Below are 14,256 nucleotides of genomic sequence, written 5' to 3' on the forward strand. Positions count from 1 at the left end.
CTGAGAGAGAAAACGCGGCACCTACGTCGGCGGGCCAAATCGGAATCGCAGTCAGTTCTGGAGTTCCGCGGCGTCGTCGATCCGCATCGACCCCAGCTTATCAACGGTCTCGTCGAGCTTCTCGTCGAGTTCGTCGACGAACTCGTGGGTCCGCTCCGTGGTGATCGCTCCCTGGCTAGACGGCTCGATGAGGTTCTCCTCTTCGAGGACGCGCAGCGAGTATCGGACCTTGTGGTGCGGGTACCCAGTCTCGTTCGACATCTTCACGATGCCGATCGGCTCGTTCTCGATGACCATCCGCAGGACTTGGAGGTGACGTTCCAGCATGTCTACCTCTTTCTCTAGTCGATCTATCATGGCACATGTTAACTTGTCATGCCCCCGTTTAAAAGTTGCTGTCGGCGACCGCGGTCACCCTGTCAGATCGCACCCTTTGACGTGGCAGTAATTAACGTGTTCGATTGCGGCGCAGCGCGCGGCTCGGACGCGGCGCGACCGATCGCGACGGAGACCGCGAGAGTGAGTACAGGTCCGGAAACTGGGAAGATACACGAACGAGCCTATTTCCTGTGAGCCGTTTATTCAGTGATCCTCATTCGTGGTTATGTCGCAGTCACAGACCGTAATCGGTTTTACCCCCCGCCGGGAATCGGCAGGTCGTATGACACTCACCATCGTCGGCTCCCAACTCGGCGACGAGGGCAAAGGCGCGCTCGTCGACCGGTGGGGAGGGGACGCGGACGTCGTAGTCCGTTATCAGGGCGGCGACAACGCCGGCCACACCGTCGTCGAAGGCGGCGCGGAGTACAAACTCTCGTTGGTTCCCAGCGGCGCGGTCCGGGGGACCGTCGGTATCCTCGGCAACGGCTGCGTCGTCAACCCGAAGACGCTGTTCGCCGAGATCGACAACCTGCGCGAGCAGGGGCTCGACCCCGACGTGCGCGTCGCCCGCCGGGCGCACGTGATCATGCCGTACCACCGCGTGCTGGACGGGATCGAGGAGGAGGTAAAAGCCGACGACGACGCCGGCGACGCGGTCGGCACGACCGGTCGCGGTATCGGCCCCACCTACGAGGATAAGGCCGGCCGCCGCGGGATCCGGGTCGCGGACCTGCTCGACCCCGAGACCCTTCGCGAGAAGCTCGAGTACGCGGTCCCGCAGAAGCGCGCGCTCGTCGAGGACGTGTACGGGCTCGACCTCGACAGCGAGGCGCAACGCGCCTCTGGCAGCCGGACGCAGTCCGGCGACGACGACAGCGATGACGACCGCGCGGCCGCCTTCGACGTCGACGCCCTCCACGAGGAGTTCGCCGCGATCGGCGAGCGCCTCGCCGACGAGGGGATGACCGTCAACTGTTCCGACTACCTTCACCGCCGTCACGAGGCGGGCGACGAGATCCTCTTCGAGGGCGCGCAGGGGACGCACATCGACGTCGACCACGGGAACTACCCGTTCGTCACCTCGTCGAACCCGACCGCGGGCGGCGCGGCCGTCGGCTCCGGGCTCGGCGTCACGACGGTCGGCGACGGCGAGGTCGTGGGCATCGTGAAGGCGTACCTCTCGCGCGTCGGCGAGGGGCCGCTCCCGACCGAACTCGACGGCGACGCCGACGAGGAGGCGCTCGCCGACGAGATCCGCGAGAAGGGCGGCGAGTTCGGCACGGTCACCGGCCGCCCACGCCGGATCGGCTGGCTCGACCTGCCGATGCTCCGTCACGCCGCGCGCGTCTCCGGGTTCACCGGGGTCGCGGTCAACCACGTCGACGTGCTCGCCGGGCTCGACGAGCTGAAGGTGTGTACCGGCTACGAGCTCGACGGAGAGACGCTCGACACCGTCCCCACCACGACCGACCGGTGGGAGCGCTGCGAGCCGGTATACGAGACGCTCGACACGTGGGCGCCGTTCGACTCCTCGGCGGTCGCCGAGGCGGGCTACGACGCGCTCCCCGAGGCGGCCCGCGACTACCTGGAGTTCGTCGCCGACGAGATCGACACGCCGGTCTACGCCGTCGGCGTCGGCCCCGACCGCGAGGAGACGGTCGAACTGACGAACCCGTTCGACGAATAGGAACTCGCCCGTCTACCGTCGGATTTCGGGCCTATTCCCGCGGATCTATCGCGTTCAGCGCGGCCATGTCTTCCGCCGTCAGCGACAGGTCCGCGGCCGCGAGGTTGGATTCGAGGTGGTCGACGCTCGACGTGCCCGGGATCGGGAGCGTCACGTCGGAGTGGTCGAGGAGCCACGCGAGCGCGACCTGCCGCGGCGTGGCGTCGCGTCGCGCCGCGACCTCGTCGAGCGCGTCGGCGGACTCGTCGTCGTCGACCGCGTACATCGGGCCCCACGGGATGAAGCCCACGCCGCGGCCCTCGCAAGCGCGCAGCACGGCCTCGTCGTCGCGGTGGCCGACGTTGTACCGGTTCTGGACGGTCGCGATGTCGACGATGTCCGTCGCGGTCTCCAGCTGCTCGACGGTGACGTTGGAGAGCCCGACGTGCGCGATCTGCCCGGCGTCTTTCATCTCCGCGAACGCGTGGACCGACTCCGCGAAGTCGGTGTCCGGGTCCGGGCGGTGGAACTGGTAGAGGTCGATCGTGTCGGTGCCGAGGCGGTCGAGGCTACACAGGACCTGGTTCTTGAGGAAGTCCGGGTCGCCGTGGGGGAGCCAGTCGCCCTCGCGGTTGCGGAGCAGCCCGGCCTTCGAGGCGATCACCACGTCGTCGGGATCGCCGATCGCCTCGCGGATGAGCCGCTCGGAGACGCCCGGGCCGTAGGAGTCCGCGGTGTCGACGAAGTCGACGCCGAGGTCCACTGCCCGCCGGAGCACGTCCCTCGCGTCTTCCTCGTCGGCGGGCCGGCCGATGACGTCCTCGCCGGTGACCCGCATCGCGCCGAAACCGAGTCGGTCGACCGTGAACGCCCCGCCGATGTCGAACGTGTCGCGTCCGCCGCTGGTGTCGGAAGCCATGGTCCGTCCGTCTCGCGCCACGCTGAAAGCGGTAGGGGTGGCGGAAGGGGACGCGACGAACGGGCGCGGCGCGGCGCGCCGCCGCCCGTCTTGCGCCCGTCGCTACTCATAAACCGCCCCCGAGTAATCGTAGGGTATGGACGCCGAGCGCGAGGTACTCGACGTGTTGGCGCGGAACGCCCGCGAGGACATCGACGACATCGCGGCCCAGACGGGCCTCGACGCGGCGGCGGTAGCTGACGCGATCGACGCGCTGGAGGGCGACGGCGTCGTCCACGGCTACCAAGCCGTGGTCGACTGGGACCGCGTCGAGGAGGGGAAGATCCGCGCCGTCGTCGAGATCAACGTGGAACTCGACCGCGAGACGGGGTACGAGCAGGTCGCGGACCGGATCGCGAAGTTCCCCGCCGTCGACGCCTTACACCTGGTCTCGGGCGACTACGACTTCGCCGTCGAGGTGCTCGGCGAGAACATGCAGGACGTCTCCGAGTTCATCTCCGAGCAGGTCGCGCCGATGCCGGCGGTCACCCAGACCGTGACCCACTACATCATGGAGACGTACAAGGACGGCGGGATCCGGTTCGAGGACGGGGACGACGACGACCGCCTCTCCGTGTCGCCATGAGGATCTCGGACCGCGCGCGCACCCTCCCGGAGTCGGGGATCCGGAAGTTCTTCGAGCTCGCTGAGGCGCGCGACGACGTGATCTCGCTGGGGGTCGGCGAGCCCGACTTCTCGGCGCCGTGGGCCGCCCGCACCGCCGCGATCGACTCGCTCGAACGCGGGAAAACGTCCTACACCGCGAACCGCGGGATGGCCGCGCTCCGCGAGCGTGTCGCCGCGCACCACGAGCGCTACGACCAGTCGTACGACCCGTCCGAAGAGGTCCTGGTCACCACCGGCGCGAGCGAGGCGGTCGACCTCGCCTTCCGCGCGCTCGTCGACCCCGGCGACACCGTGGCGGTCCACGAGCCGACGTACATCTCCTACGGACCGGGGATCGAACTGGCAGGCGGCGAGCGGCTGACGGTCCCCACGCGCGCCGCGGACGATTTCGCGCTCACCCGGGAGTCGCTGGAGGCCGCGGGCGCGGCCGACGCTGACCTGCTCGTGCTGTGTTACCCGAACAATCCCACGGGCGCGACGATGACCGACGAGCAACTCGCGGAGGTCGCGGCGTTCTGCCGCGACAACGAGCTCCGCGTGGTGGCCGACGAGATATACGCCGCGCTCACGTACGGGGGCGACCACGCCTCGATCGCGACCCAGCCGGGGATGCGCGAGCGCACGGTCGTCGTCAACGGCTTCTCGAAGGCGTACGCGATGACCGGACTGCGGCTGGGGTACGCGCTGGGGCCGACCGACGCGATCGACGCGATGAACCGGATCCACCAGTACACGATGCTGTCGGCGCCGACGACGCCGCAGTACGCGGCGATCGAGGCGCTCGACCGCTGCGACGACGAAGTGTCGGAGATGGTCGAGGAGTACAACCGCCGCCGGCGGCTGGTCGTCTCCCGGTTCAACGAGATGGGCCTCGACACCTTCGAGCCGGGCGGCGCCTTCTACGCGTTCCCCGAGTGCGGCGGGGACGACGAGGCGTTCGCCGAGGAGCTGCTGGAGGCGCAGGGCGTCGCCGTCGTCCCGGGGTCGGTCTTCGGCGAGGGCGGAGAAGGGCACCTCCGGGTGTCGTACGCGACCTCGATGCGCGAGCTGAAGGAGGCGACCGACCGGATCGCGGCATTCGTCGAAGGACGCTGAGGCCGCGGTCGCGGCGCAGTCCCCGTCGCGATACGGCCGTCGCGGGGCGCCTGACGCGCTGGTGGCACACTCGGGCGCGTAAACGAACAACTACTTCCAAATTTATTGCCGTTCGCCAAAGATTATCACGCTCGATCCTGATGTTCGAGCCATGGAGTTCCAGCTAACCGACGAACAGAAGCAGCTGCGCGAGGAGGTACGGAAGTTCGCCGACGAGGAGATCCGACCGGTCGCGACCGAGTACGACGTCGACGAGGCGTACCCCCACGAGGTGATGGACAAGGCCGCCGACATGGGACTGCTCGCGCCGCACGTCCCGGTCGAGTACGGCGGGATCGGCTACTCCTCGCTGGAGAACGCCATCCTCACCGAGGAGCTGTTCGCGGCCGACCCCGGGATCGGGCTCTGTATCTCGAGCGCCGGGTTCGGCGCCGAGGCGCTGATGGAGTTCGGCACCGAGGAACAGAAGGAGCGTGTCCTCCCCGAAGTGACCGCGGGCGACGCGGTGATGGGGTCGGCCATCTCCGAGCCGCAGGCCGGCTCGGACGTGACGAGCGTGGCGACGCGGGCGGAGAAGGACGGTGACGAGTGGGTCATAAACGGGTCGAAGATGTGGATCACGAACGGCACCGTCGCGGACTACTTCGTCGTCGTCTGCGAGACGGACCCCGATATCGACGACCGCTACTCGGGCTACTCGCAGATCCTCGTCGAGGGCGACCGCGACGGGCTCACCTGCGACAAGATAACCGGGAAGCTCGGCATCCGCGCGAGCGACACCGCGGAGCTCCGCTTCGACGACGTGCGGGTGCCCGAGGAGAACCTGATCGGCCAGCGCGGGATGGGATTCCTCCAGCTCATGCAGTTCTTCGACGAGACGCGGACCGCGGTCGCCGCGCAGGGCGTCGGCATCGCCCGCGGCGCGGCCGAGCGCGCGCTGGAGTACGCCGAGGAGCGCGAGCAGTTCGGCCGCTCCATCTCCGACTTCCAGGCGATCAAACACAAGCTCGCGGAGATGCACACGAACACCGAGGCCGCCCGCTGGCTCACCTACCGCTCCGCGTGGGCGGTCGACAACGAGGCCGGCGACCTGACCGCGCTCGCGTCGATGGCCAAGGAGTTCGCCTCCCGGACCGCGGTCGAGGTCGCCGACGAGGCGGTCCAGATCCACGGCGGCGCCGGCTTCGTCAACGACCACGACGTCGAGCGACTCTACCGCGACGCGAAGATCACGCAGATCTACGAGGGGACGACCGAGATCCAGAAGAACATCGTCGCCCGCGAACTGCTCGACGAGGGGATGTGAGGGCGGCGACGGACCGCCGGTCGCCCGCGACCGACATCTAAAACCCCCGGTAGGCCTATATCGTCGGTATGAACGAGGAGGAGGCCCTCGGAGAGGGTAACGACGCGCGCTTCGAGGGCGGCGACAGGGCGGACCCGGAAGAGCGCCTCAAGCGACAGCGCGACGATCTACAGCTGCTGAACCAGGTGATGCGCCACGACATCCGCAACGACCTCCAGCTCGTCGGGGCGTACGCCGAACTGCTCGACGACCACGTCGACGAGGAGGGGCGGGAGTACCTCGACGTGATCAAGCGGAACACGCAGAGCGCCGTCTCGCTCACCACGACGGTCCGCGACCTCGCCGAAGTGATGCTCCGCGAGGACGCCGAGCCGAGCCGCGTCGCGCTCGACCGGGTCCTCTCACAGCAGGTCGAGGAGGTGCGGTCCGCGTACTCAGAGGCCGTCTTCACGGTGGAGGGCTCGTACCCGGAGGTCGAGGTCGTCGGCGACGAGATGTTGAGCTCGGTGTTCCGGAACCTCCTGCGGAACGCGGTCCAGCACAACGACGAGACCCCGCCGAAGGTGACGGTGTCGGCGACCGTCGACGAGGGCGAGGGCGTCGCCGAGGTCCGCGTCGCCGACAACGGGCCGGGGATCCCCGAAGGCCAGCGCGACGAGATATTCGGGAAGGGGGAGAAGGGCCTCGACAGCCCGGGCGCGGGGATCGGGCTGTACCTCGTCCGCTCGCTCGTCGAGATTTACGGCGGGGGCGTGTGGGTCGAGGACAACGAGCCGAGGGGCGCTGTCTTCGTCGTCAGGCTTCCGCTCTGCTCGGAGTGACCCCGCGACGCGCCGTGTCGCGGCGGCTCACTCGTCGTCGTACTCCATCGCGACCGAGTTGATACAGAACCGCTTCCCCGTGGGCTCCGGGCCGTCGTCGAACACGTGCCCGAGGTGCGAGTCGCAGTTCGCGCACCGGACCTCGGTGCGGCGCATCCCGTGGCTGGTGTCCACCGTCGTCGTCACCGACTCCTCCTCGGCGGCGTAGAAGGCGGGCCAGCCGCAGCCGGACTCGTACTTCGTCTCGGCCTCGAACAGGACCGTGCCGCAGGCGCGACACTTGTACTCCCCGTCGTCGGGGTGGTGGTCGACGTACTCGCCGGAGAACTTCGCCTCCGTGCCGCTCTCGCGCAGCACGCGGTACTCCTCGTCGGAGAGTCGCTCGCGCCACTCGTCGTCGGTCAGCTCCGCCGGGTCGCGCTCGTCTGTCTCGCTCATACCCCCGATACGCGCCCCACGGGCAAGGGGGTTGCGACGGGCGAGCCGCGGAGAAGTTGCGGCCCGCGGCCCCAAACGGTATCCACCCGGCGGTCCGATTCGCGCCCATGGCACGCGAAGTCACGCACGAAGAGCGGGGGCCGACGATACTGGACGACGACGACAAGGGGGACGACGGCCTAATCTACGTCTGTCGGTGCGGGCTCTCCGACTCGCAACCGCTCTGTGACGGCTCGCATAGGGCCACGGCCGACGAGGAAGACGGCGTCGTGTACAAGTACGAGGACGACGACGCCGACGGCGAGCGCCGCGAGGTCGACGGGATCGCGTTCGAAGATGCGTAGCGGCGGGCCGCCGAGCGCGACGGCGCCGGCGGTCAGATCACGCCCATCTCCCCGAGCCGCTCGGGGAGGTAGGTGTCGGTGACGAAGTCGAGCCCGCGGCTCGCGAGGGACTGCTGTTCGGACTTCTTGCCGATGTCGAGCTGGAGCTCGATCTGCTCTTCCCAGTAGTCCGTCTGGAACCGCGGGTCCTCCAGCTCGGATTCGAGGGCGTTGATGTCCGAGTCGGATAGCGGGTCGGAGGGGAGGTCGTACTCGACGATGTCCTCGGGCTGGATCCCGATGAACCGCGCCTCGGGCGTCGCGAGGTACTTCGAGAGATGTGCGGACTTGATCGAGCCGTACGCGACGGAGCCGTAGATCCGGTAGGACCACGGGTCGCCGTCGGTAAACACCACGACCGGGAGGTCCAGCTCGTCGCGGAAGCGCTTCGTGAGCCGGCGGGTGGCGCGGGCGGGCTGGCCGCCGAGGTGGACCACGAGGGCGTCGTGGGCCTCGTCGAACCCGTTCTCGACCAACCGGTCACGCATCCCGCCGGTCTCGACGCAGAGGACGAACTCGGCGTCGTTGTCGAGGAACTCGATGGTGTCCGGGTTGTTCGGGATCTGGTAGCCGCCCTGCCCCACGTCGAGCTGACAGTGGATCTCGCGTTCACCGCGGTTGGTCTGCTCGCGGAGGAGCAGCGGCCCCATCACCTTCGCGCCAGACTCCTCCGGGCGCATGTGGAAGTCCTCGCGGGTGACGCCCGTGACGATCTCTAAGTCCTCCACGAGGTCGTTCGACTCGTCCTGGGAGTTGAACTGCGCCTCGTCGTTGTCCCACGACTCCGACAGGTAGTACAGCTCACGCAGCGTCGACGAGCGATCGTCGTCGAGCTGGTTCGCGAGGAACTCGATCGTGTAGGCGGCTTTCAGCAGCTTGCGCGCGCCCCGCACCGAGTTCGCGCTTCGCGTCGAGGTGCGGTCGCCGTAGGTCCAGACGCCGCTCTCCTCGTCGTACTCGATGTTGCTCTTCGTCCGCGTGGGGAGCGTCATCTCCGGAATCGACCCCGCCGCGAACTGGTCGTAGAAGTCGGCGGCCAGGTCGATCAGCTCGTCTCGTGCGTCGCTTTCGGTCGTCATTAGTCGTTCACCGTGAGTTTCTCGGTCTCCACGCCGCCGACGCTGACCTCGAACTCGGGGTCGCCGTCGACCGCGTACGTCAGTTCTCGCTCGTCGCCCGAGGGGACCTCGGGCTTCCACTGGACGAACCACTCGCCGTCCATATCCACCACCGTTCCGTCGGAGAGGTCGGTCGGCTCCGCCGAGACGATGTCGGTGATCTCCAGCTCCTCGTTCACGTCCGAGTGGTTCTCAACGGTGAGCGTCACCGCCTCGCCGTTCACCTCGCGCTCGACGCTGACGTTGTTCATGATCCGCGCCAGGGCCCCGTCGATGTCGGGGCGCGGCCGGCCGGTGACCTCCGAGACCTTGTCGGCCATCTCCGGGAGGATGCGACCGAGCACGTCCTGTTTCTCCCGGCGCTGCTGCATCGAGCGCCGCTTACTGAGGAACGACTTCAGTTCGCGGGCGGCCTCCCGGACCGCGAGCTCGATCTCGTCTTCGATCTCGGGGACGTTCGCGAGCGCGTCCTTTGACTCACTCGTGAACGGGACGTTCGTGGAGGCGACGTGGATGCTGATGACGGCCGGCCCGTTCGGCATCCCCGACCCCCCGGGCTGGTCTAACCCGTAGTTGCGCCACCCGATCTGTTTTATCACGTCCGTCGTCGCGCAGGCGCCCCGCTGGTAGACGAGCGGGACGCGGTTGGCGAACCGGAGCAGCTCGACCGACCCCTCGGCGGGGATCTCGCCGCCGTACGCGATCCCGGCCTCGACGATGAACGGGTCGCCGCCGTGGACCTCGGCGTCGCGGGTCGCCGCCGCGTAGAAGTCGGCGTCGTACTCCTTCCGTAGCCCGGCCTCGACCAGCTCCGCCGTGATCGGTGCGAGACACCCGGTCGGCGGCGCGAGGATGTCCGTCGTCCGCATCGCCTCTAGGAGGTCGGCCGCGGCGTCGCGGTCGCCCGCGATCGACTTCACCTTCGGCGGGTCGTCTGGCACGGTCCGCGCCCGCGACCAGAACGCCTCGACGACGTTCTCGCGCGCGGTCTCGCCGAAGGTCGCGTCGTGCTGCTCGGCGACGAACGACGCCGCGTCCGCGACGAGGCGTTCGAGGTCGTCGCGGGTGGTCCGGAACGCGTCGCCGTCGAGGTTCTCGAACCGGCGCGCGAGCGCCTCGGCCATCGCCTGAACCGCGGCGTCGTCCTTCCGCGTCGACGTGGCCTCGTCGACCAGCGCGTACACGTCGGGGACGAGCGGGGACTCCTCGGGGTCGTCGGCCCCGCCGTCGCCGCTCGACGCCGCGGCCTCCTCGTCCGCGCCGCCGCGGCCGGTGACCGCCCGCCACCCGGCGTCGACCGCGTTCTCGCGGACGGTCCCGCCGAACGTCTTTCCGGTGTCGTCCTCGACCGTCTCCGCGACGTTGTCGACGATGTCGGCGAGCTCGGACCGGGTGATCCGGTCGTTGTTCCCGACCGTCTCGGCGACGCCCGCTGCGAAGGCGGTCGTCGCTTCCGCGCCCTTGTTGGCGACGGCCTCGGAGACCGCGCTCGCGATATCGCGGTCGTCGTGCGCTCGGGGCGGCGACCACGACAGCTCGCGGCCGTAGTACACGTCCCGGAAGTTGTCGATCACGCTGTCGGCGGTCTTCTTGCCGACCCGTGTGAACTCCTCTTGGAGGAACCCGGAGACCGAGTACGACTCGGTCGCCTCCAGCATCTTGATCAGCGTGCCGAGCTCGACGCCGTGGGGGTGCGGACGGATCTCCTCCGTCTCCGCCGGCAGCTCGTCGGTGGCGCGCTCGAACTTCATCGGCTCGTCGAGCCCCGGCTCGCGCAGTTCGAGCCGTGCGTGGGGGTTGACGACCGCGGTGTGTTTCACGTAGTCGTGGAGCTGCTGGCGGGCGCGCATGTTCGCCTCCATCTCCAGCTCGATCCGGGTCCCGTGGGGGCGGTCCCACGTCGTCTCCTCGTCGGCCTGGATCTCCGGCTCGTTCGTGTCCGTATCGATGATGAGCTCGAAGTACTGCGCCCGCGATTGGCCCTTCGGCCGCGAAGTGATCTTCGCCGGCTGGCCCGAGGTCAGCTGCGAGTACAGGACGGCCGCCGAGATCCCGATCCCCTGCTGCCCGCGGGACTGCTCGCGGGCGTGGAACCGGCTGCCGTACAGGAGCTTTCCGAACACCTTCGGAAGCTGTTCTTTCGTGATCCCAGGCCCGTTGTCCTCGATGACGAGCCGGTAGTAGTCGCCCACCTCCTCGATCTCGATGTAGATGTCGGGGAGGACGCCGGCCTCCTCGGTCGCGTCGAGGGCGTTGTCGACCGCCTCCTTGACAGCGGTGACGAGCCCCCGGGCGCCCGAGTCGAACCCGAGCATGTGTTTGTTCTTCTCGAAGAACTCGGCGATGGAGATCTCGCGCTGGCCCTCGGCCAGCTCCTCCGCGATCCCCTCCTCGTCGCCGATCGTCGACTGGAAGGACGTCATTCGGTACTCACTCCTTTCCCCGAGGCACCTAAAAACGCACCGGCGGCGCGGTGAAAGTGTATCCCCGCGGAAGAAGCCGTCTCCGACGGATGCGTGTGCCGCTCTCACGTGACAGTTCTCGGGACGCGTCTGAACTCGCTATCCCGTCATACCGTCGGCCGCCCGGTCATTACATTGAAATAATTTAAATTTATTGATCAATGCGGCACGGTGATGTGTCACAGACCAGCATTCGTGCCGGGAGGGAGCACTGAAATGACAGACGACGCGAGTGGCGAGGCGAACCGAGCGCGAACCACGACCCGACCGCCGGAGCCGGACCGACGGGCGGTACTCCGAGGCGCGGCCGCGACCGGCGCCGCCCTCGTCTGGGGCACGTCGACCGCCGTCGGCGAACCGAGAAGTGGGAACGGCGCCGGCGTCCGCGCTGCGGGCGGGTTCCCACCGAAGGGGATCACGACCTACGGCCGGAGCGTCGACCTCGGAAACGGCTCGGTCAGGACGTTCACCACCGAGACCCCGTCGGGCGAGCCGAAGTACCACGGCGTGGAGTTCGACCGGACGGCGCTGGAGGGCCTCCCGAACGCCGGCGAGCTCGAAGCGGCCAACCACCGGGCCGAGACCGACAAGTACCGCGCGGGCGGGCAGGCGACGCAGGTCCACTTCAAGCAGTCGCTCCAGTTCTTCGTCCCGTTCCCAGCCGCGGAGCGGACGCCGTTCACGTTCCTCGGGCTCAACTGGAATCCGGGCGGCCACTTCGGCGGGGCGGGCGCGTGGCTCAAGCCGCACTTCGATATTCACTTCCACATGCTCGATCCGGCGACCGTCGACGCCGTCGACGGACCTCGACTCCCGCCGTACGACACCGGGAACGGGGAGTACGCGCCCGGCAGTCCGCAGCCGGATCCCGACGGCGAGGTGACGGAGACGCGGTTCGATTACGACCAGCTCCCCGAGGGGTACGCGCGGTCGCCCGAGCCGGTCGCCGACCAGCGGTACATCACCGACATGGGCGAACACACGGCTCCCGCGGACGCGCCGGAACTCCCGGACGGCCCGGGCGAGCCGGGGGACCCGGACGCGTTCGCGAATACGCTCATCCAGGGGTTCATCGCACCCGACGAGAGCGAGCCGCCGCGGTTAGCGTTCGTCGAACCGATGATCACGCGGGACTTCTTCAGGGGCTTCGAGGGGCGGGAGACGTACGCGGTCCCGCAGCCGGACACGTACCCGCACGCCCGACGGCACCCGACCGAGTACGCCGTCCGCGACGTTCCGTCCGCGGACGCGGTGGCCGTCGTGTTGCGCGGGTTCGAGGAGACCTGATTTCGGAGCGTCGCCGCCCCGTCCCGGGGACGCTCTCGGGCGACGGTTCGGCCGCCGACAGGTTTCTCCCCGTGACGCCCCTTCCTCCGTCCATGTCAGGATGGACGGCCGACGAGATGCCGCGGTTGGACGGGAAGACGGTGGTCGTCACCGGGGCGAACAGCGGGCTCGGGTTCGAGGGGACCCGGGAGTTCGCCGCGAGGGGCGCGACCGTCGTGATGGCGTGTCGGAGCGTCGAGCGCGCCGAGGCGGCGGCCGACGAGGCCCGGGCGGACGCCAGGGGCGGCCTCGACGGCGACCTCGACGTCCGCGAGTGCGACCTCGCGTCGCTCGACTCGGTGGAGGCGTTCGTCGAGGGCCTGCGAGACGACTACGACGCCGTCGACGTGCTCTGTAACAACGCCGGCGTGATGGCGATCCCGCGTAGCGAGACCGAGGACGGCTTCGAGACGCAGTTCGGCGTCAACCACCTCGGCCACTTCGCGCTCACCGGACGGCTGTTCGACCTCCTCGACGCCGCCGAGGGGATCGGCGGTGACGCCCGCGTCGTCACGCAGTCCTCGGGGGCCCACGAGCAGGGCGAGATGGACTTCTCGGATCTCAACTGGGAACGGTCGTACGGGAAGTGGCAGGCGTACGGACGCAGCAAGCTCTCGAACCTGCTGTTCGCCTACGAGCTCCAGCGCCGGCTCGACGCCGCGAGCGACGAGGACGGCGACCCGGGGATCCGCAGCGTCGCCTGCCACCCCGGCTACACCGACACGAACCTCCAGATGCGGACCGCCGAGGAGAGCGGGAACCCGCTGATGAAGGTCGGCATGAAGGCCGCGAACGCGGTCCTCGGGCAGGACGCCGATATCGGCGTCGAGCCGATGCTGTACGCGGCCACCGCCGACGTCGACGGCGGGGCGTACGTCGAGCCGGGCGGCCTGATGAACATGCGCGGGCACCCGACCGTCGGGCGGTCGAACGACGCCTCCTACGACCGGGACGACGCCCGGAAGCTCTGGGAGTACTCGACCGAGGCGACCGGCGTCGAGTACCCGGTGTAGGCGGTTTTCGCGCGCCGCTCGCGCGGCCGCGGCTCGCTCGGTCCGTCCCTCAGTGAAGCGTCCCGTCTCGGACGTGGGCGTCGTGCGCGAACAGCGCGTAGCCCACGTCGACCGGCCGGTAGCCCGTCTCGTCGGCGATCGCGCGGATCGGCTCGATCATCGTCACGTAGTCGGCGGCGTCGAACGACTCCTTGCGCCCGTCGAGGTAACCCAGCCGCTCCAGAGACGCCCAGACCCGCGTGTCGACGACGGCGTGCCGATCGCCGTCGAGCGCGGCCACCACGCACGACGCGGTCGCCGCTTTGAACCCGGCGAGGCCGGTGATGAGGTGGATCGACGAGAAGTCGCCGTCGACGGCGCGCGCGTTGCGCGTCACCTCGCGGCAGCGCGCCTCGGGATTCTTCTCGACGTGGTACGCGCTCCGCGTGGACGACTCGTAGGCGATCTCGTACAGCTGGTCCCGCGTCAGGTGCCCCTGCGAGCGGTACCGCTCGCCGAACTCGTCGAGCCGCTCCGGGAGGACGCCCTGCGTCTCGGCGTAGCGGTCGAGGTTCTCGGCGACGAACGCGTCGAGGTCGTCGAGGTGGCTGTTAGGGTCGTCGGCCTCCATGTAGAAAGCTCGTCGCTCGGCGAGTAAAACGGCGACGCCGCCGGCGGGAGGG

The 14,256-nt window shown here is 68.8% G+C and carries 14 protein-coding genes; 8 read left to right on the forward strand and 6 right to left on the reverse strand.

Annotated features, from left to right (window positions below; all coding sequences use genetic code 11):
* Nucleotides 1-51: 51 nt before the first annotated feature.
* The gene (locus EXE47_RS08230; protein WP_049929599.1) at nucleotides 52-357 is read right to left on the reverse strand and encodes a hypothetical protein; all 306 of its coding nucleotides are present in this window, start codon (nucleotides 355-357) and stop codon (nucleotides 52-54) included.
* A 304-nt stretch (nucleotides 358-661) separates the two neighbouring features.
* Between EXE47_RS08230 and EXE47_RS08235 the strand changes: the two genes are divergently transcribed.
* The gene (locus EXE47_RS08235) at nucleotides 662-2,068 is read left to right on the forward strand and encodes an adenylosuccinate synthase (RefSeq protein ID WP_049929598.1); all 1,407 of its coding nucleotides are present in this window, start codon (nucleotides 662-664) and stop codon (nucleotides 2,066-2,068) included.
* Nucleotides 2,069-2,099: 31 nt separating this feature from the next.
* Here EXE47_RS08235 and EXE47_RS08240 read toward each other — a convergent pair whose 3' ends face one another.
* Nucleotides 2,100-2,966, reverse strand: coding sequence for an aldo/keto reductase (locus EXE47_RS08240; protein ID WP_049929597.1), 867 nt, complete (start codon nucleotides 2,964-2,966; stop codon nucleotides 2,100-2,102).
* A gap of 136 nt (nucleotides 2,967-3,102) precedes the next feature.
* On the opposite strand from EXE47_RS08240, the gene EXE47_RS08245 reads away from it, so the two are divergent.
* From EXE47_RS08245 to EXE47_RS08260, 4 genes are all read left to right on the forward strand, one after another.
* Nucleotides 3,103-3,591, forward strand: coding sequence for an Lrp/AsnC family transcriptional regulator (locus EXE47_RS08245; RefSeq protein WP_049929596.1), 489 nt, complete (start codon nucleotides 3,103-3,105; stop codon nucleotides 3,589-3,591).
* On the forward strand, nucleotides 3,588-4,727 hold the full coding sequence (locus EXE47_RS08250; RefSeq protein ID WP_089307670.1) for a pyridoxal phosphate-dependent aminotransferase: 1,140 nt from the start codon (nucleotides 3,588-3,590) through the stop codon (nucleotides 4,725-4,727). The genes EXE47_RS08245 and EXE47_RS08250 overlap by 4 nt, the downstream gene beginning before the upstream one ends.
* Before the next feature lie 151 nt (nucleotides 4,728-4,878).
* A complete protein-coding gene (locus EXE47_RS08255; protein ID WP_089307669.1) occupies nucleotides 4,879-6,033 on the forward strand; it encodes an acyl-CoA dehydrogenase family protein in 1,155 nt (384 codons plus the stop codon).
* Nucleotides 6,034-6,101: 68 nt separating this feature from the next.
* Nucleotides 6,102-6,854: a sensor histidine kinase KdpD gene (locus EXE47_RS08260; RefSeq protein WP_089307668.1), complete on the forward strand. Its 753-nt coding sequence runs from the start codon at nucleotides 6,102-6,104 to the stop codon at nucleotides 6,852-6,854.
* A 27-nt stretch (nucleotides 6,855-6,881) separates the two neighbouring features.
* On the opposite strand, the gene msrB is transcribed toward EXE47_RS08260, so the two are convergent.
* Complete coding sequence (gene msrB / locus EXE47_RS08265) at nucleotides 6,882-7,292, reverse strand: peptide-methionine (R)-S-oxide reductase MsrB (protein WP_049929592.1); 411 nt, start codon at nucleotides 7,290-7,292, stop codon at nucleotides 6,882-6,884.
* A 107-nt stretch (nucleotides 7,293-7,399) separates the two neighbouring features.
* On the opposite strand from msrB, the gene EXE47_RS08270 reads away from it, so the two are divergent.
* Complete coding sequence (locus EXE47_RS08270) at nucleotides 7,400-7,636, forward strand: CDGSH iron-sulfur domain-containing protein (RefSeq protein WP_089307667.1); 237 nt, start codon at nucleotides 7,400-7,402, stop codon at nucleotides 7,634-7,636.
* 32 nt (nucleotides 7,637-7,668) lie between these two features.
* Here EXE47_RS08270 and EXE47_RS08275 read toward each other — a convergent pair whose 3' ends face one another.
* Nucleotides 7,669-8,754 carry a DNA topoisomerase IV subunit A gene (locus EXE47_RS08275; RefSeq protein ID WP_049929589.1) on the reverse strand — a complete coding sequence of 362 codons (1,086 nt, stop codon included), beginning with the start codon at nucleotides 8,752-8,754 and terminating at the stop codon, nucleotides 7,669-7,671.
* Nucleotides 8,754-11,216 (reverse strand): DNA topoisomerase VI subunit B, encoded by a 2,463-nt coding sequence (locus tag EXE47_RS08280; RefSeq protein ID WP_086215802.1) that lies wholly within the window; start codon nucleotides 11,214-11,216, stop codon nucleotides 8,754-8,756. The genes EXE47_RS08275 and EXE47_RS08280 overlap by 1 nt, the downstream gene beginning before the upstream one ends.
* Nucleotides 11,217-11,471: 255 nt before the next feature.
* Here EXE47_RS08280 and EXE47_RS08285 point away from each other — a divergent pair, with 255 nt between their 5' ends.
* Nucleotides 11,472-12,542 carry a hypothetical protein gene (locus EXE47_RS08285; RefSeq protein ID WP_089307666.1) on the forward strand — a complete coding sequence of 357 codons (1,071 nt, stop codon included), beginning with the start codon at nucleotides 11,472-11,474 and terminating at the stop codon, nucleotides 12,540-12,542.
* 92 nt (nucleotides 12,543-12,634) lie between these two features.
* A complete protein-coding gene (locus EXE47_RS08290) occupies nucleotides 12,635-13,594 on the forward strand; it encodes an oxidoreductase (RefSeq protein WP_089307665.1) in 960 nt (319 codons plus the stop codon).
* A 49-nt stretch (nucleotides 13,595-13,643) separates the two neighbouring features.
* On the opposite strand, the gene EXE47_RS08295 is transcribed toward EXE47_RS08290, so the two are convergent.
* Nucleotides 13,644-14,204, reverse strand: a complete 561-nt coding sequence (locus EXE47_RS08295) for a hypothetical protein (protein ID WP_049929586.1) — start codon at nucleotides 14,202-14,204, stop codon at nucleotides 13,644-13,646.
* Nucleotides 14,205-14,256 lie beyond the last annotated feature (52 nt).

The sequence above is a fragment of the Halorubrum sp. GN12_10-3_MGM genome (assembly GCF_005435235.1).
Classification (GTDB): Archaea; Halobacteriota; Halobacteria; order Halobacteriales; family Haloferacaceae; genus Halorubrum; species Halorubrum ezzemoulense.